Source organism: Rhodococcus opacus B4 (assembly GCF_000010805.1).
In the GTDB taxonomy this organism is placed as follows: domain Bacteria; phylum Actinomycetota; class Actinomycetes; order Mycobacteriales; family Mycobacteriaceae; genus Rhodococcus_F; species Rhodococcus_F opacus_C.
The window spans coordinates 3,609,017-3,627,024 of the sequence record NC_012522.1; the positions used below are offsets into that span (position 1 = coordinate 3,609,017).

At 67.1% G+C, this 18,008-nt stretch carries 15 protein-coding genes; 7 read left to right on the plus strand and 8 right to left on the minus strand.

Annotation, left to right across the window (positions count from 1 at the left end; all coding sequences use genetic code 11):
* Nucleotides 1–2 precede the first annotated feature (2 nt).
* Both ROP_RS16460 and ROP_RS16465 read right to left on the minus strand, forming a co-directional pair.
* The gene (locus ROP_RS16460; RefSeq protein WP_012690533.1) at nucleotides 3–965 is read right to left on the minus strand and encodes an MBL fold metallo-hydrolase; all 963 of its coding nucleotides are present in this window, start codon (nucleotides 963–965) and stop codon (nucleotides 3–5) included.
* Nucleotides 966–1,193: 228 nt separating this feature from the next.
* A complete protein-coding gene (locus ROP_RS16465; RefSeq protein WP_012690534.1) occupies nucleotides 1,194–2,249 on the minus strand; it encodes a YeiH family protein in 1,056 nt (351 codons plus the stop codon).
* 101 nt (nucleotides 2,250–2,350) lie between these two features.
* Here ROP_RS16465 and ROP_RS16470 point away from each other — a divergent pair, with 101 nt between their 5' ends.
* Nucleotides 2,351–3,256: a LysR family transcriptional regulator gene (locus ROP_RS16470; protein WP_012690535.1), complete on the plus strand. Its 906-nt coding sequence runs from the start codon at nucleotides 2,351–2,353 to the stop codon at nucleotides 3,254–3,256.
* 7 nt (nucleotides 3,257–3,263) lie between these two features.
* Here the strand turns inward: ROP_RS16470 and ROP_RS16475 are convergent, their stop codons facing one another.
* The 3 genes from ROP_RS16475 to ROP_RS16485 all read right to left on the minus strand — a co-directional run bounded on the left by ROP_RS16475 (nucleotide 3,264) and on the right by ROP_RS16485 (nucleotide 6,518).
* Nucleotides 3,264–3,995, minus strand: a complete 732-nt coding sequence (locus ROP_RS16475) for a sulfite exporter TauE/SafE family protein (RefSeq protein WP_012690536.1) — start codon at nucleotides 3,993–3,995, stop codon at nucleotides 3,264–3,266.
* A gap of 37 nt (nucleotides 3,996–4,032) precedes the next feature.
* Complete coding sequence (locus tag ROP_RS16480; RefSeq protein WP_012690537.1) at nucleotides 4,033–5,058, minus strand: phosphotransacetylase; 1,026 nt, start codon at nucleotides 5,056–5,058, stop codon at nucleotides 4,033–4,035.
* A gap of 89 nt (nucleotides 5,059–5,147) precedes the next feature.
* The gene (locus ROP_RS16485) at nucleotides 5,148–6,518 is read right to left on the minus strand and encodes an aspartate aminotransferase family protein (protein ID WP_012690538.1); all 1,371 of its coding nucleotides are present in this window, start codon (nucleotides 6,516–6,518) and stop codon (nucleotides 5,148–5,150) included.
* 218 nt (nucleotides 6,519–6,736) lie between these two features.
* Here ROP_RS16485 and ald point away from each other — a divergent pair, with 218 nt between their 5' ends.
* Both ald and ROP_RS16495 read left to right on the plus strand, forming a co-directional pair.
* Nucleotides 6,737–7,858 carry an alanine dehydrogenase gene (gene ald, locus ROP_RS16490; RefSeq protein ID WP_012690539.1) on the plus strand — a complete coding sequence of 374 codons (1,122 nt, stop codon included), beginning with the start codon at nucleotides 6,737–6,739 and terminating at the stop codon, nucleotides 7,856–7,858.
* Between the two features lie 103 nt (nucleotides 7,859–7,961).
* Nucleotides 7,962–9,425 (plus strand): PLP-dependent aminotransferase family protein, encoded by a 1,464-nt coding sequence (locus tag ROP_RS16495; protein ID WP_012690540.1) that lies wholly within the window; start codon nucleotides 7,962–7,964, stop codon nucleotides 9,423–9,425.
* Between the two features lie 84 nt (nucleotides 9,426–9,509).
* Here the strand turns inward: ROP_RS16495 and ROP_RS16500 are convergent, their stop codons facing one another.
* The 3 genes from ROP_RS16500 to ROP_RS16510 are packed head-to-tail and all read right to left on the minus strand — an operon-like array spanning nucleotide 9,510 to nucleotide 12,873.
* Nucleotides 9,510–11,126, minus strand: coding sequence for an amidohydrolase (locus tag ROP_RS16500; protein WP_012690541.1), 1,617 nt, complete (start codon nucleotides 11,124–11,126; stop codon nucleotides 9,510–9,512).
* A complete protein-coding gene (locus ROP_RS16505) occupies nucleotides 11,126–12,619 on the minus strand; it encodes a sodium:solute symporter family protein (RefSeq protein WP_012690542.1) in 1,494 nt (497 codons plus the stop codon). Before ROP_RS16505 ends, ROP_RS16500 begins: the two co-directional genes overlap by 1 nt.
* A complete protein-coding gene (locus ROP_RS16510; protein ID WP_012690543.1) occupies nucleotides 12,616–12,873 on the minus strand; it encodes a DUF3311 domain-containing protein in 258 nt (85 codons plus the stop codon). Before ROP_RS16510 ends, ROP_RS16505 begins: the two co-directional genes overlap by 4 nt.
* Nucleotides 12,874–13,048: 175 nt before the next feature.
* On the opposite strand from ROP_RS16510, the gene ROP_RS16515 reads away from it, so the two are divergent.
* From ROP_RS16515 to ROP_RS16530, 4 genes are all read left to right on the plus strand, one after another.
* Nucleotides 13,049–14,230: a PucR family transcriptional regulator gene (locus ROP_RS16515; protein ID WP_012690544.1), complete on the plus strand. Its 1,182-nt coding sequence runs from the start codon at nucleotides 13,049–13,051 to the stop codon at nucleotides 14,228–14,230.
* 97 nt (nucleotides 14,231–14,327) lie between these two features.
* Nucleotides 14,328–15,113, plus strand: a complete 786-nt coding sequence (locus ROP_RS16520; RefSeq protein ID WP_050785082.1) for an IclR family transcriptional regulator — start codon at nucleotides 14,328–14,330, stop codon at nucleotides 15,111–15,113.
* A gap of 192 nt (nucleotides 15,114–15,305) precedes the next feature.
* Entirely contained in the window at nucleotides 15,306–16,577 is a 1,272-nt protein-coding gene (locus tag ROP_RS16525; protein WP_012690546.1) for a hydroxyacid-oxoacid transhydrogenase, read from the plus strand.
* Nucleotides 16,574–17,941, plus strand: a complete 1,368-nt coding sequence (locus ROP_RS16530; protein ID WP_012690547.1) for an MFS transporter — start codon at nucleotides 16,574–16,576, stop codon at nucleotides 17,939–17,941. The genes ROP_RS16525 and ROP_RS16530 overlap by 4 nt, the downstream gene beginning before the upstream one ends.
* The last annotated feature ends 67 nt before the right edge of the window (nucleotides 17,942–18,008 follow it).

The window sequence follows — 18,008 nt, forward strand, 5'->3', positions numbered from 1 at the left end:
TTTCAGCCCTGCAACTGGTCCCAGACCTCGCGGTCGCGTTCGGCGGTCCAGATGACGGGCCGCTCGATGCCCGACAGTTCGTCCCACACGCGGGAGACGTCGAAGGGAAGGCAGTGTTCGAAGATCGGCCAGTGCCCGTACTGCTCGTTCAGGGCGGCGTGGGTGGCCTCGAACGCCTCCTTCAGGGTGCCGCCGCGCTGCTGCACCGCCCCGACCTCGGCGAGCATGACCTCGATGAAGTGGCGGGTCTGCTCGATCGCGGCGTCGACGGCCTCCCGGCCGTGGGAGACGGCGCCGCGTCCGCCGATCAGCACCTCGGCGCCGAGGGCCTTGATCGCGTCGAGGGTGCCGGTCGACCAGTCGCGGTGGAAGGCGTCGCCGGTGTACAGCGCGGCCTGCGCCTCGACGAGGTCGCCGGCGAAGAGGATCTTCTGCTTCGGCAGCCACGCCACGACGTCGCCCTCGGTGTGCCCGCGGCCGAAGTGCTGGAGCACCAGGTCGCCGCGTCCGCCGCCGAGGTCGATGGTCAGCTTGTCGGCGAACGTCACCGTCGGCCAGGTCAGCCCGGGCACCGAGTCGGCACCCTTCGCCAGGCGCGGCATGCGACCGAATTCGCTTGCCCAGTCTTCCTTTCCACGCTCCTCGATGAGGGCGCGGGTGGTCTCGTGCGCCACGATGGTCTCGGCGTCGAACGCGGACGCACCCAGCACACGAACGGCGTGGTAGTGCGAGAGCACCAGGTAGCGGACCGGCTTGTCGGTGTGCTCGCGCAGCTTGCGCAGCCAGTCCTGCGCGGCCACGGGGGTGGCGAGCGCCTCGAAGCAGACGACGAAGTCCTCGCCCTCGATGGCGCCGATGTTGGGATCCCCCTCGGCGGTCAGCGCGTACACGCCGTCGGCGAGGACTTCCAGGGTCTGTTCCTTCTCGCCGAGGTCGGCCGAGGACGCGAAGCTTGTCGGGCTCATGCGATGCACCTAACTAATCAAAGGTTTGATTGATGCTGACCACAGTAACCCGGATCACAAAATAATGAAAGCCTTGATCAAAAATTCTTTCCGATCACCTGCCACCCGACCCCCGCCTCCCCGATCCCCCGGCCATCCCGGATCCACGCGCGACGAACGGGACGCTCGTTGCATCTGACGCAACGAGCGTCCCGTTCGTCCGGCGGAAGGGGGGCGGTGGGGGCGTGCTCACCCCGCGAGCAGCACGCCGACCAGCGCGATCGAGGCCACCCAGAGGGTGGAGATGGTGGCGAGGACGAAGGGGCGGGCGCCGACCTTCTTGATCGTGGAGACGTGAACGCCGGCGCCGAGGGCGAACATCGCGGCGGTGAGGAGCGCGGTCTGCAGGATCTTGGCGTCGGCGAGCAGGCCCGCGGGCAGCAGACCGGACGACCGGAGGCCGACGCAGGCGAGGAATGCGAGAACGAACAGCGGGACGAGCGGCGGCCGCTTCACGTCGGCGTCGTTGCCGGCGAGGGAGCGCTGCCGCACGCTGAGCACGGCCATGACCGGCGCGAGCATGAGGACGCGGGCGAGTTTGACCACCGCGGCGACGCCGAGGGCGGCACCGCCGATCGCCCCACCGGCCGCAACGACCTGCGCGACCTCGTGGATCGACCCGCCCGCCCACAGGCCGGCGTCGGTGTCGGAGAGTCCGAGCGCCCGCGACAGCAGGGGGATCGCCGGGATCATGAGGGTGCCGAAGATGACGACGAGCGCGACCGCGGTGATCACCTCTTCCTCGTCGGCGTCCACGACCCCGTCCACGGCCGCGACCGCGGCCGCACCGCAGATCGAGAATCCGCAGGCGATGAGCAGTCGTTGCGTCCAGCTGAGGCCGAGCAGTTTGCCTGCGAACATCGTGCCCACGATGCCCAGACAGACGATCGAGACGACCACGACGATGACGCCCCAGCCGAGTCCGAGGATGTCGCTCAGCATCAACTGCAGCCCGAGGAGGGCGATGCCGACCCGGAGCAGTTTCTTGGCGGAGAACTGCAGTCCCGGGCGGAGCCGCTCGGGCAACTTCGCGACGTTCGACAGAACGGCGCCGAGCACGATCGCGATCAGCAGCGGGCTGACCGTCGGCACGAACCGGCCGATACCCATCGCCAGGGCGGTGGCGGCGGCGCACAACGCCAGGCCCGGAAGGACAGTGGCCGTGGCGGTCTGCAGTCGCGGCAGCGTTCCCGCGTTCTCGACACGCTGTTCCTCGGACTTCGATTCGCTCAGTTGACTGCTCATGCTCCTACGGTCCGTCACTGCGGCACTTTGCGATAGTCGTCATTTCGGCATGAACACATATCAATCCGATATGTCTTGCGGTGTGGTCATATACTCGACGTATGCCCCGTAAATGGCCGGAGTTTCCCGTGCTCGAGTTGCTCGTCGGCGTCGACGACCACGGAAGCCTCAGCGCTGCCGCCAGACTCGCGGGAATGGCGCAACCGAATGCGAGTCGTGCCATCAAACAACTCGAGCGCCAGTTCGGCATGACGTTGCTGCAGCGCAGCCCGACGGGCTCGATACTGACGCCGCAGGGCACGGTGATCGCGCACTGGGCGCGCCGGGTGCTGTCCGATACCCGCCGGCTGCTCGATGTGGCCGAGGGGCTGCGCGCGGAACGCTCGGCCGAGTTGACGGTGGGCGCCAGCATGACGGTGGCGGAACATCTGATGCCGGGGTGGCTGGGGCAGTTTCGCCGCTTGCACCCCGACGTCACCATTCACCTGCAGGTGCACAACTCGACTCAGGTATTCGAGCGCATCGACAGCAGGATCTGCGACGTCGGATTCGTGGAATCGCCGACGGTGCCGCGCCCGCTGAAGAGTCTCACGGTGGCACGCGACCGGCTGGTCGTCGTCGTTCACCCCACCCATCCGTGGGCGCGACGCCGAAAGGCGCTGTCGGTCGGCGAATTGGCGCTGACCCCGCTCCTGGTCCGGGAACCGGGGTCGGGCACCCGGACCACCCTCGACGTGGCGTTGCAGGAATACGAACGGGCGGCACCGCTTCTCGAACTCGGCAGCGCCGCCGCGATTCGCACCAGCGTGCTCGCCGGGGTCGGACCCGCCGTGATGAGCACCCTTGCGGTCGCGGAGCAGGTCGCGGCGGGCGAGCTGAAGGTGATCGACGTCGACGGTCTCGAACTCGACCGGGTTCTCCGGGCGGTGTGGCGTGGTGCGCGTCAGCTCGACGGTCCCGCAGGCGAACTGGTGCGGCTGGTCCGCCGGGTCGGTGCCGAGAACTGAGCGACACTCATCCGAGGAGGAACGTCGTCGCACCTGCGGCGATCACCAGCACGATGACCGCGGAACGAAACACGCCCGGCGGAAGTCGTCGCGCGATCGCCAGCCCGGCGACGTTGCCGATCACCGCCGCCGTCACGAAAATCGGGAGGCGCGGCCAGAACATCGACTCCGTGATCTCGTCGTGGAACCACAGGACACCGAGGGCCATGATGTTGGCGACGATGAAATAGCCTGCGAGATCGGCGATGAACGCCAGCGGTGGCAGTCGCGCACGCATCATCAGCAGGACCGGTGGCGGTCCGTTGAGGGAGGTCGTCGTTCCGAGGTAGCCGCCCACGGAACCCGTGAGGACGTGGGCGGTCGTCGACGGCGTCCGGGTGGTGTCCGACCGGGTCGGCAGTGCCATCGCCAGCCCGCACAGCATCACCACGATGCCTGCCGCCGGCTTCAGATACTGCTCCGGCAGCAGACCGAGAGTGACCGCACCCAGCCAGGCACCCGGCAGGCTGCCACCACCCAGCAATGCCACCCGCCCCCAGCTGATGTGTTCCCGCAACTGGTATGCCGCGCCGATCCGGGTGATCAATCCGGCCGTGAGGTTGACGAATACCACTTCGGGAACGGCGAATCCGACCATCAGCATCACCGGTGTCGCGATCAGTGCCGTCCCGAACCCGGTGGCGCCGCCGATGACCGAGGCGATCCCGATGCACAGCGCACCCACGAGGAGCATGGTCATCGCGACTCCCTTCTCGGGCGGGTGGCCGGTTCGGCTCTCAGGTGGCCAGGGATTGGACTGCGCTCACCAGAGCGATCAATTCGATGTCGCTGTCGGTGCATCCACGGGAGAGGTCGTTCCACGGTGCGGCCAAACCCTGCAGGATCGGTCCCAAGGCTATTGCACCCCCCAGCCTTTGAGCAATCTTGTACCCGATGTTGCCGGCGTCGAGGTTCGGGAACACCAGGACGTTGGCGCGACCGGCGACCCGGGAGTCCGGGGCCTTCGACGCGCCGATCTCGGCGACCAGCGCGGCGTCGAACTGCAGATCTCCGTCGACGTGCAGTTGCGGGTCCCGGACACGGACCAGATCCGCGGCCTCGCGGACCTTCTCCACGCGCGGATGCCTCGCGCTGCCCTGGGTGCTGAACGACAGCATCGCCACGATCGGTGTCTGCCCGGTGAGGTGGAAGTGGGTGGCGCCGGCCGCCAGTGCGATGTCGGCCAGTTCGCCGGCCGTGGGGTCGGGCACGACGGCGCAGTCGGAGAAGGTCAATTGCCGGCCGTCCGGCAGCAACATCAGGAACGCACTCGACAGGATGCTCGACCCGGGCGCGAGGCCCACGATGCGCAGTCCGGCCCGCAGCACGTCGGACGTCGGCCTGCCCGCACCCGCGACTCCGGCATCGACCACTCCGGCACGCAGCGCCGCCGCGGCCAGGCACACCGGATCGGACAGCGCCGGTACGATCCGGTCGGGATACCGGGCGAACCCGGCTTCGACGGCTCCGCGGATCGCGGGATCGGCGGCGGCGTCGGCGATGTCGACGATCAACTCCTCGGCCAGCGGGACTCCCGCGGTTTCGGCGATACGCCGGATGACGTCCCGCCGTCCGAACAGTCGCGGCGAGACGACGCACTTGTGGTGCAGGGTATGGGCGGCACGGATCGCGCGTTCGTCTTCGCCGTCCGCGAGAGCGACGATCCGGTTCTGCCCCCGCAGAGCGGCGACCCAGCCGTCGATCAGCGACGAATCATTCTGTCGTGCAGTGTAGGTAGGTGCAGCGGTGACGCCCGGGGCCATGGCCTCGCTCTCCCATCGGTACGAAAAATGGGGTGGCGGCCGTCGATGGTCGACGACCGCCACCCGCTGGAATGAGGGAACTCGATACCCTACGGCTGGATTGCCTTCTCGATGTCGGTGAGCATGCTGTCGATGCCGTGCAGCAGTTCCGAGAGCACCTCGTCGTCGGCGACGAGCGGCGGCGAGATCATCAGCATCGTGGCGCCGCGGTCGTCGCCGCGGAGGATCACCTTGGTGCGGGCGAACGCCTCGGGCAGCACCTTGCGCAGCACGGTCAGCGACTCCTGCTCGGTGAACTCGCGGCCGCTGTCGCTGTCGGCCATCAGTTCGATCGCGTAGAAGTATCCCGTTCCGCGCACGTCCTTGACGCACCGGTGCGCGCTCATCAGCGAATCGAGTGCCGTCTTCAGCTTCGGGCCGCGGGTGGCGACGTTGCCCAGCACGTTCTCGTCCCGCATCGCGGTGATGTTCGCGACCGCCACCGCCGTCGACACCGGGTGTCCGCCCCACGTCGCGCCGTGGGTGAACACGCCGCCCTTGGGCGAATCGTAGAGCTCACGCACCAGTTGCTCACGCACGATCAGGCCGCCGAGCGGGGCGTATCCGGAAGTGGAACCCTTCGCGAACGTGATCATGTCCGGAACCACACCGGTGAGTCCGTGCCCGAACCAGTGCCCGAGGCGACCGAACGAGCAGATCACCTCGTCGGAGACCAGCAGAATCCCGTGCTTGTCGCACAGCGCGCGCAGTGCGGGCCAGTATCCGTCCGGCGGGACCAGCGCGCCGCGCCCGTTCTGGACCGGCTCGGCGAACACGGCGGCGATGGTCTCGGCGCCTTCTTCCTCGATGACGGCCTCGATCGCGGCGATGCAGTCGAGTTCGTTCGCCGGGCCGCAGTCGCCGAGGAACCCGAGCGTGTTGGGTACCGAGCGCACGCCGGGCAGCAGCGGGCCGAACGGATCCTTGATCTTGGGCAGCTGCGTCACCGAGAGGGCGCCGAGAGTGGTTCCGTGATAGGCCATCTCACGGCTGATGATCTTGGTTCGCTGCGGGTTGCCCTGGCTGCGGTGGTACTGCCGGGCGAACTTGACGGCCGTCTCCACGGCCTCGGAACCGGAGTTGACGAAGAACGTGGTCCCGAGGTCGCCGGGCGCCAGGTCGGCGATCAGCGCGGACGCCTCGATCGCGGGAATGTGGGCGCTGCCCCAATTGGACGCGTACGCCAGCGTCCCGATCTGCTCGCTCGCCGCCTTCGCGATGTCGTCGCGGCCGTGACCGATGTTCACACAGAACAGACCTGCCAGACCGTCGAGGAAACGGTCCCCCTCGGTGTCGATCAGATAGCTGCCCTCGCCGCGAACGAACACCGGAAAGTCGCTCTCCCAGGTGTCCTTGCGGGTGAAATGAGGTCCGAGGTGCCGGCGGGCCCGTGCTCGCAATTCGGTAACGTCCACGACCATCTCCTTCGTTGTCGAATGGCTGTGATCCACAACATACCGACGGGGTGGACCGCAGGTCAGAACCAGAAGAGCGGTATTCGATGGGTCCAGACTGGTCCCCGTAGACGACGCCCAACTGGTCCTTCTGGTCCCATGCCAGTCTGATCCAGACTTCGGTATCGCCCGGACACCACGACGTGGCCGGAGCGGCGAACAGCCCCAGCTAACGGAGGTCTCAGATGAGGATCGGTATCCCCAAGGAAGTCAAGAACCACGAGTACCGGGTGGCGGCGACTCCCGCCGGTGTCCACGAGATGGTTGCCCACGGGCACGATGTGTTCGTGGAACGCGGTGCGGGGGAAGGCTCGTCGATCGGCGACGACGCCTACGGCGCCGCCGGCGCGAAGATCCTCGACAGCGCCGACGCCGTGTGGCAGAGCGCGGAACTCCTGCTGAAGGTCAAGGAGCCCATCGCGGAGGAATACCACCGGATGCGTTCGGACCTCACGCTGTTCACCTACCTGCACCTCGCCGCGGGCGAGGAGTGCACCCGGGCGCTGCTCGCCGCAGGCACCAATTCCGTTGCGTACGAGACGGTTCAGCTTCCCGACGGTTCGCTGCCCCTGCTGTTCCCGATGAGCGAGGTCGCCGGCAGGCTCGCCCCCCTCGTCGGCGCGCAGGCACTCATGCGCCCGGAGGGTGGCCGGGGTGTGCTGATCGGCGGCGTGTCCGGGGTGTCCCCGGCGCGGGTCGTCGTGATCGGCGCCGGCGTATCGGGCATGAACGCCGTCGCCGTCGCCGCGGGCACCTGGGCCGACGTCGTCCTGTTCGACAAGAACGTCGACAAGCTGCGCGCCGCCGACCGCATGTACCAGGGCCGGATCCGCACGCTCGCCGCCAACTCCTACTCGATCGAGCAGGAGGTCATGCAGGCCGACCTCGTCATCGGCGCCGTGCTGGTGCCGGGCGCGAAGGCCCCGAAGATCATCTCGAACTCGCTGGTCTCGCGGATGAAGCCGGGCAGCGTGCTCGTCGACATCGCGATCGACCAGGGCGGCTGCTTCGAGGATTCGCGTCCCACCACCCACGCGGAGCCCACGTTCAAGGTCCACGACTCGGTGTTCTACTGCGTGGCGAACATGCCGGGCGCGGTGCCCCACACCTCCACGTACGCACTCACCAACGTGACCCTGCCGTACACGCTGCAGATCGCGGAGAAGGGCCTCGCCCGTGCGGCCCGGGAGAACGCCGCACTGCGCGCCGGAGTCAGCACGATCTCCGGGCGCCTGACCAACGACGCCGTCGGTGCCGCACTCGGCATCGAGTCGATCGGCGTCGACGAGGCGCTCCACCTCGTTTGATTTCACCGCCGGCCCGGCATACTGAGAAGTGCTCGCACGAGAACTTCTCGGCGTGCCGGGTCGGCGTCCGTCCGGCCACCGCGGGTTCGACAGGAGGCGATGCGTGCCGAGAACGCTGATCGAGATCGACCGCAATTCCGCCGAACCGCTGTACCGCCAGGTTCGGCGGGCGATCGAACACGGCATCGCCAACGGACTGTTCGATCCGCGCCATCGACTGCCCAGTTCGCGTGAACTCGCGGTCGATCTCGCGATCTCCCGGAACACGATCAACCTGGCCTATCAGGAACTGATCGCCGAGGGTCTGGTGCAGAGCCACCAGCGTTCGGGGATGTTCGTCAATCCCGACATGATCGAGACGCTGGCCTCGGACGCCCGCGCGACCATCCCGCGCATCGACTGGTCGTCCCGCATCCGGCGTTATCCCGACGCCGACGTTCCGCACATCGAGAAGAACCTCGACTGGCACAAGTATCCGTACCCGTTCCTGGCGGGGCAGATCGACATCCGCAGCTTCCCGGCCCGCGCTTGGGTGCGGTGCCTGCGCGACGCGCTGTACCAACCCCACGCCTACGCCAGCCTCCAGGACAGCGTCGGTGCGGACGATCCGATGCTGATCGACATGATCCGCCAGCACCTGCTGCCCTCGCGCGGCATCGAGGCCGCCGCCGACGAAGTGCTCGTCACCGTCGGCTCCCAGCAGGGACTGGACCTCGTCGGCCGCGTTCTCCTCGGACCCGAACATCGGGTCGCGATCGAGAACCCCGGCTACCTCGACGCACGACACATCTTCCTGCGCACCGGTGCTCAGGTGTACGGCATCGACGTCGACGCCCACGGCCTGCGCCCACCGGAAACGCTGCGCGGCACCGACCTGATGTATCTGACGCCGAGCCATCACCATCCGACCAACGTCACGCTCGGCATCGACCGGCGCCAGCGCCTGCTGCAACTCGCCGCCGAGTCCGGCACCGTGATCGTCGAGGACGACTACGACAGCGAGTTCCGCTACCACGGCAGCCCCAGCCCGGCGCTCAAGGCGCTCGATTCCAGCGGCGACGCCGTGTATCTCGGCACGTTCTCGAAGTTCCTGGCCCCCGGTCTGCGCCTGGGCTACCTCGTCGGACCCGCGGATCTGGTGCGTGAACTGCGCAAAGCCCGCCGGTACGTGCTGCGCCACCCACCCGGTCACCAGCAGCGGGCCCTGGCGATGCTCATCGACAGCGGGGAGTATCACCGGGCGCTGCGCCATCACCGCACCCAGATGAAACACAAATGGGAGCGGCTGTGCGCGGCCGTCGACAAGTACCTGCCGTGGTCGCAGGAGCCGTACCCGCCGGGCGGGGTCAGCCTGTGGATGACCGGTCCGGAGAATCTGGACTGCCGGGTGCTCGCCCGGGAGGCAGAGGCCCGCGGCGTCCTCATCGAACGCGGCGACATCTTCTTCACCCAGCCCGTGCCGCCGCGCAACCACTTCCGGATCGGCTACGGGGCGATTCCCCTGCGTTCCATCGAGGAAGGCATCGCCCTCCTCGGTCAGGCGTGCCAGGCGAGTATGCGCCGGTAACGGGAAACCGTTCCCGCTGAGCCACTTACACCTTTCGCACGAGCAGGGCGGGGCCGGATCGCCGGCCCCGCCCTGGTCTTCGTGTTACCCGGTGGACACCGGTTGGTGCGCCGATTCGCCGTCGATCATCACCAATGCCGGACGGGGTATGTCGACGGCACCGTCGCCGAGATCGCCGAGGCTGCCGTCGAGCGCCACCAGGTCTGCACGACGGCCGGCAGTCAGGGTGCCGACGCGGGTCTCGTCGTGCACCAGGTACGCACTGTCGACGGTCATCGCCCGGATCGCGCGATCGACCCCGATCCGCTGGTCCCCGCCGAGCACCGTGCCGCCCCTCGTCATCCGGGTGACCGCGGTGCGGATGGTCGCCAGCGGATCCATCGGCGTGATCGGACAGTCCGAATGCAGCCCGAATCGCAGACCCAGTTCGTCGGCGCAGGCCAGGGGGTCCATGTCGGCGGCGCGCTGGGCGCCCAAGAAGCGGTCGCGGTGACGATCGCCCCAGTAGAAGACGTGGTTGACGAAGAAACTCACCCCGAGTTCGGATTCCCGGATCGCGGCCAGGTCGCTCGGCGCGCTCACCTGGCAGTGCTCGATGCGGTGCCGTCCCACCCGTCCGTCGGTGGCCTGCGCCCGCCGCAGCGACGTGATCGCGGCGCCGACGGCCGCGTCGCCGTTGGCGTGCACGGCGACCTGACCACCCGCGCGGTGCACCCGCAGGATCATCTCGTCGAGTTGCTCCTGGGGATAGAGCAGGTCGCCGTGATGCCCGGGGTCGCAGGCGTACGGGGCGCGGAGTGCGGCGGACAGTCCCTGGATCGATCCGTCGGCCCAGAATTTCGCGCCTGCCAGCCGGAAGTGTGTGCCGGTCGCCGGCGCGTGCTCGAACGTGACTCTCCGGTCGTCGAGGGCCGCGAGCGCCAGGTCACCACGGAGGAACCCGACGACGTGGACCGGTAGGTCACCCGACGCGTCCAGTGAGCGGTAGGCGGTCAGCTCCTGCTCGCCCGCCGACAGACCCACCCCGAGATCGTGGATCGTGGTGATTCCCCGCGCACGCGCCGAGTGCAGACTGCTCAGCAGAGCGTTGTTCACCTGCTGCTCGGTCAGTGCGGGAACCGCCGCGGTCAGCCTCGACACGGCGTCGATTTCCCAGGCCATCCCGGTCAGCCTGCCGTCTTCCCCGCGGGGGAAGAGTGGGTCGTCCGCCGACACCGTGGATTCGTCGATGCCCGCCGCCGCGAGTGCGGCGGTGTTGGCGACGGCGAAGTGTCCGCAGATGTGCAGCACGATGACCGGCCTGTCGGTGCTGACCGCGTCGAGGTCCGTCCGGGTCGGATGCCGTCCCTCGGCGATCTGGGTGTCGTCGTAACCCCACCCGCGGATCCAGCCGCTGCCGGCGGCCGAGGCACGCAGCGCCTGCTGAATATCGGCGATCGACCGGCACGGGGGCGTCCGGCAGTCCGCCCAGCCGTCGGTGAGGCCGGCGTAGGTGGGGTGGATGTGCGACTCGATGAGCCCCGGGATCACCGTGGCGCCGGGCAGGTCGAGGCTGCGGGCGCCGATCCCGGCGATGTCGGCCATGTCCTTCCGCGTGCCGGTGGCGAGCACACGGTCGCCGGAGATGACCAGCGCTTCCACCGTCGGCGACAACGGGTCCTGCGTGTGGATCGCATCGGCGGTGAGGAGTGTTCGGGACATCAGGCACCTACTTCACTGGGGGCAGCCGTGGATTCCACGGCGACGGCGGGTGTGCGACCTTCGGTGCGAAGGCCGCGGACGGGGTCGGTGGCGGGCCAGAACAGCCGCGTCGCCACCACGAACAGGATGTTGAGGACCAGGGCGGCCGCGCCGATGTTCACGCCGTGCTCGGCGAGCCACACGGACACGGGGCCGTGCTTGTCGAGATACAGCCACAGCACCACGGCGTCGCCGAGCACCACGCCGATGGCGAGGGCGGACGGGCGCAGTTTCCAGCCGAAGACCATCGTCGCGAACACGACGGCGGCCTGTGTCACACCGTAGTAGGCGGTGTTGACCAGGGTCAGCAGAAGCTGAGGTGTTGCGAGGGTGAGCAGCAGCGAGATCGCGAGATAGGCGACGACGACCCCGCGCACCCAGATCCGCTGGCGGGATTCCGGGATCCCGGGAATGATGTTGCGCGACACGATCGCACCGATGCCGAGGGCCGCCCCGCACAGCACCACGATCGCGCAGAGGGCCGCACCGCCGGCGACGACACCGGTCAGCCAGTCGGGCAGCACCTGCCTCGACAGCCGCAGGAGCACCTGGTCGGATTCAGTTCCCTCGAGCTTGGTCGGCAGCAGCGTGATCGCGCCGAACGCGGCCGCGACGAGGAACGGGTACATCAGCATGTACAGCGGATTGAACTTGGCCACCCGCTTGAGCGTCGCCTCGGACTTCGCCGCGAGCACGGCCTGCACGACGATCGGGAAGATGAAGAACCCGAGCGACTGGAACACGATCGTCGTCAGCACGAACGTCAGCGACGACCCGGTGACGGTGGAGTGCGAGGCCGTGCCGCCACTGGATTCCGCCGCGGCGAACAGCTTCTCGGTACCGCCGGTCTGGACGATGGCCGCCAGTCCGATCAGGACGGCGCCGAGCAGCAGGGCCGTGTCCTTCACATAAGACACGAACGCCGGCGCGCGGACCCCCGACAGCATGAGGAACAGCAGCGCGAGTGCCGCGCCCGCGAAGACCGCGACGGTGGGGTCGATGGAGATTCCCAGACCGGTCAGCGCGATCTGCAGTCCGGCGAGCTGAAGCTGGCCCCACGGGATGAGGAACACGACCGACGCGACCGCGATCGTCAATTCCAGCCCCCGCGAACGGAAGTGGCGCCCGGCGACATCCGGCAGCGTCATCGCGCCGTATCGCTTGCCCGCGCGCCACAGGTACGGCGCGAAGAAGTAGCCGATCGGGTAGGCCAGCAGGATGTAGCCGATGAACCACACGCCGTAACTCGCGCCGTGGGCGTATACGCCGCCGGGGAACCCGATCAGGGTGCCGATGCTGTAGGCCTCACCCGCTCCCAGGATGAAGACCAGCAGCGGACCGAACGACCGGCCGCCCACCAGGTAGTCGGAGATCTCCTTCTTGCTACCGCGTCGCGACAGCACGCCTGCCCCGAGGGCGAGAACGAGCACGAGCGTGAAGAAGGCCGCGGTCATGACTGTTCTCCGATCCCAGCGCTCGCAGCGGCCGATTCGGCGCGCTCGGCAGCTTCGAAGTCCTTGCGGTCGAAAAGCTTCCAGGCGAGATGCAGGCACAGCGAGGTGAGCGGCATCCACAGGAACAACCACGCGAACAGGATCGGGACTCCGAAGACCGTGGCCGTGGATCCGGACAGGGCGACGATGCCGCCCAGAACCCCGGTGAACGGGACACCTATCGCGAGTAAGGCGCTTTTTGCCTCGTTGGACATGATTGTTGGCTCCTATTCCGACTGCGCCCACCGGCGTCGCGGGTTGGTCCGGTGCCGGTCGACGTGCACTCTGGCACTAGTGTGGTCCGAGTCACTCCCCGCGGGCCATGGGTGAATCCCGGAAAACGCCGAAGCGGTTCGTGAATTTCACGGGAGTGTGGAATGCGAGGGGACAGTGCCCGAGTCCGTGGGTGAAGACACGATCCAACGGTTGTGTCGGCAGGTCTCGGAGGAGACCGAGTCGGTAACCGACCGAGCGGTGCGTCAGATCCGCGCCGAGTTGCCGTCGTACGCCGCCGTTCCGATCGACGAACAGCACGAATACATCGCCCGGCAGCTCGCGGCGACCCTGCGCGCCCTCGCGGACAGCGAACCCCTCGGCGACGACGTCCTGGAGCGTTCACGTCAGCTCGGCCGACGCCGGGCGATGCAGGGATTGCCCCTGTCCGACGTCATCGAGACGTACCACATCGCGTCCCGCGAACTGTGGAACACGATGGTCGCCAGAGCCGCCGAACCGACAACCGACCTGTTGCGCGCGGGCGGCATGATGTGGGACCTCGTCCACACCGCCACCAGTGCGGTCGCCGTCGGACACACCGACGCGACCCGCAGCGAACAGGCCATCCGCGCCGGCGTGCGATACCGGTTCTTCGAGGCCCTGGCGAGCTCCGCCGACGGGGACGACCGAGACGTGCGCGAGCTGGCGGAGGCGCTGGGGTTCACACCGCAACAGGGGTTTCGAGCGGTGTGCGTCGCCGCCGAGGAGTGGTCGGAAGCACAGCTCGAACGGCTGCAACGCACCCTGGACACGATCCCGGGGACGACTCAGTGCAGTGGGCACGGCACCGTCATCGTCGCCCTGAGCCAGCACGCGCCGGTCGACGACATCATCCGCGAGGTTCGGCTCGGTCACCCGGGCACCACCGTCGGAGTCGGATTGGACCGCCCCGGACTCGCCGGAGCCGCGATGAGCATCACGGACGCGCGCCGGGTTCTGCAGCTGGCGTCCCCCACGGGTGACGTGGTCCGATTCGCCGACGAATGGGTTGCCGCCACCCTGGCAGACCATCGCGCCGAACTCACGACACTGTTGGAGCCGGGAGCCACCGTCGCCGCCGACCACCCACACCTCGTCGAGGCGGTGTCGGCCTTCGCCCGCAACGGCTTCTCCATCAGCGCCGCAGGCCGGGACATCCACCTGCACGCGAACTCGATCACCTACCGACTCGACCGCTGGCAGCAACTGACCGGCTGGGACCCGCGCACCCTCGACGGCCTGCAGCGGTCGGTGTTGAGTCTCGGACTGTTCCACCGCGATTCGGGCGCCGCGACCTCCGAAGTCAAGGGGGAGTAGCGGTCCACCAGCCCGACCTGCGACGAGAGCCGACTCTCGGTCATCGACCGAACAGGTAGCATCGACTGACGGGCAGGTAAGACGAGGATGGGATCGCGTGGTGACCGAAGACCTGCCTGCGGGCACACAATCTGTCGGACGTGCGCTGGCCGTGCTCAAGTTGCTCGCGTCGTCACCCGACGAGCTCAGCGGCAGTGCTATCGCCGCAGAACTCCAATTGTCGTCCGGCACGGCGAACAGGCTTATCCGCGCCCTGATCTCAGAAGGTCTCGTAGCGCGGAATCCGATGTCCGACAGCTACTACCTCGGCAGCGGAACGGTGCTGCTCGGCCAGGCCGCCCAGCGCGGATTCGGCATGGACAAGGCTCTACCCATCCTGGAGCAACTCAACTCCGAAACCCAGGAATCAGTAAATCTATCCATCCGCCAAGGGGCGGAATCGGTGGTAATGATGCGGGTGCAGTCGACACTCCCCTTGAGGTTCGAGCAGCATACGGGCGCCCGGTTCCCCCTGTACACGACGGCATCGGGCAAGGCGATCCTGGCGTTCTCCCCGAACGCCGAGGCGTATCTCGAGTCGCTCCCGGGCAAGCTCGCCAAGGTCACTCCGCACAGCTTGAGCACTCCCCATGAGCTCTCGGAACAACTCCGAGAGATTCGGGCCCGCGGGTACAGCATCGACGAGCAGGAGAATGTCGAAGGCGTGCGTTGTGTAGGTGCACCCATCCTGGATGCGGACGGGTCCGCGCAGGCGGCGCTGGTGATCCAGGTCCCCACCGTCCGAATGCCCAGGTCGAGGGTGCGGACACTCGGAGACCGCATTCTGCAGGCGGCGAAGGAAGTATCCCAGTTCATCCCGGTCAACCGGGCGATGTCCCGCTGAGCCGAGGCCCTTTCACGACCCGGGCGTTTGTCGCTGTGGGCACCGGCGCCGGTCTGTGGCGTCTCGATCCGCTCTTCGCTGGATCCCCCAGATTCTTCTTGTGAGGCACTTCACATATGCGCATCGCTGGCCTATCGTCGGTTCACAGTGTGGGGGCTATCCCTACATTGTGACAGCGAAGGAGTCTCAACGATGTACCAATCGAACGAGAACGAGAGCGTCTTCACCTGGGCAGCACCGCCATTGAAATTCGGTATCGGCGCATTGGACGAGGTCGGCGCCGAGCTATCCGCACTGGGATCGGAATCCTGCTTGGTGATCACCGATCCGGGCGTTCGAAACACCGGGATCCCCGACCGAATCCGAGATCAGCTGATCGCCGCAGGTATCAAGTCAGACGTATTCGACGGCGTCGCGGTCGAACCTACTGATCAGAGCATCGACGAGGCCGTATCATTCGCCCGCGAACGGGAGTGGGACGCCTTCGTTGCAGTCGGCGGAGGTTCCGCGATCGACACGGCAAAGGCTGTCAACCTTCTCACCACACACCCCGGAGAGCTGCTCGACTACGTGACCCCGCCGATCGGCGGAGGTAGGGCACCGTGGCTTCCGCTCAAGCCCCTGATCGCCATACCGACCACCGCGGGCACCGGATCGGAATCGACGACGATCTGCGTCATCGATTTCCTCGGACTGCACTTGAAGGCCGGGGTCAGTCACCCCAGGTTACGGCCGACGCTGGCAATAGTTGATCCGCTGACCACCGTCACTCTGCCCTCTCAGGTCACAGCTGCGAGCGGGATGGACGTGCTGTCCCACGCGCTCGAGAGTTACACCAGCGTCCGGTTCGACGCCAAGCCTGCGCCTGAGGACCCGATGAAACGCCCCGCGTTCTGCGGTTCCAACCCCATCAGTGACACGTGGTGCGAGCAGGCCCTCTCGTTGGTCGGGAAGTACCTGCGACGTGCGGTGATGAACGGGCGTGATCTGGAAGCTCGATACCAGATGGCGCTGGCCTCGACCTCCGCCGGAACAGGGTTCGGTAACGCGGGCACCCACCTGCCCCACGCCAATGCCTACCCGATCGCCGGCGCGGTCGAGAACTATCAGGCCGAGGGCTATCCCTCGATGCCCATGGTGCCGCACGGCCAGGCCGTATCCGCCACTGCCGCCGCGGTTTTCCGATGGACCTACCCGAGTGACCCCAGTCGGCACCTGCGTGCCGCCGAACTTCTCTCCGGCCGGACCTTCACGACGACCGACGGAGCGGACGCACTCGCGCACGTCTTGAGCGAGCTGATGACGGACATCGAAATGCCCGCCGGGTTGCGCAGTTTCGGATACTGCGAGGAGCATCTCGACACACTGGTCGACGGAACGATGAAGCAGACACGTCAGCTGGCCGTCGTGCCCCGTCCGGTAACCAGGGGTGCCCTCACAAGCATATTCCGGGAGTCGTTGTGAGCGTCTCCCGAGACACCGAGCACGAACCCTCGAAATCCGAGATCCGCACAGTCGTAGCCTCGAGTATCGTCGGAACGACAGTCGAGTGGTACGACTTCTTCCTCTACGGCATCGCGGCCGGGCTGGTATTCGACAAACTCTTCTTCCCGGGCTCGGATCCGGTCGTGGGCACGCTGCTTGCGTTCGCCACGTTCGCAATCGGATTCATGGCCCGGCCGTTCGGCGGTCTCGTGTTCGGGCACATCGGCGACCGTGTCGGCCGGAAGAAGACTCTGGTGGCAACCATGATGATCATGGGCGTAGCGACCTGCCTGATCGGGCTGGTCCCCAGTTACGCCACGATCGGTATCGCGGCACCGATTCTGCTGGTGGTACTTCGCCTCGCGCAGGGCATCGCGATCGGCGGTGAATGGGGTGGGGCGGTCTTGATGGCCGTCGAGTACGCACCGAACGGCAAGCGCGGTTTCTACGGAAGCCTGCCGCAAATCGGCCTCGCGATCGGCCTGATGTTGGGCACCGGTGTCTTCGCGGCGTTGAACTTGGCAATGTCGGAGGCCGCATTTCTCGCCTGGGGATGGCGAATCGCTTTCATGCTGAGCGCAATCCTGGTAGCTGTCGGCCTCTTCATCCGCCTCAAGGTCATGGAGACTCCTGCCTTCCGCAAGCTCGAGACGGTAGAGGAGAAGGCGACGGTGCCTGCTCTGGACCTGATCAAGAGCCCGCAATCACGGCGAAACATGATGCTGGGAATGGGTAGTCGATGGGCCGAGGGTGTGGCCTTCAATACGTGGGCGGTATTTGTCATCGCGTACGGCACCGGCACGCTGCACCTCAGCCGCCAGACCCTGCTGCTGGCGGTCATGGCCGCGGCAGCGACCATGGTCGTATTCATCCCGATCTTCGGGAGGGTGGCAGACCGATTCGACCGTAGGCACGTATTCGCGGCGGGAATCGTGATCCTCACGGCTGCTGCCTATCCCGCCTTCGTGCTCATCGGCACGGGAAATACAGCGGCCATCGTCGTCACGATCGTGTTGGTCCTCGGTGTCCTCTATCCGATCGTCTACGCTCCCGAGTCGTCACTGTTCGCGGAGTTGTTCCCTACTCGCGTCCGCTACAGCGGTATTTCCGTCGTCTACCAGCTCTCGGGAATCGTGGCATCCGGGCTGACACCGCTCGTGCTCACGTCCCTCCTCGGTTCGGCCGCCGGTGGGCTGTCGCTGATCATGGGATACACCGTAGTGGTCGGGGTTGTCAGTACCGTGTGCACACTCGCCATCCGCCGCCGCGACATCTACACGGAGGGCACGGACGAGCAGTCACACCCTGACGAGGCGGCAACGTCACGGATAGCCGCGACCTGACGAACAGCTGCCGTGGCCCCACTCGATTTCGACCGAGGGTGGGGCCACAGCGCTGTGATCGCCAAGC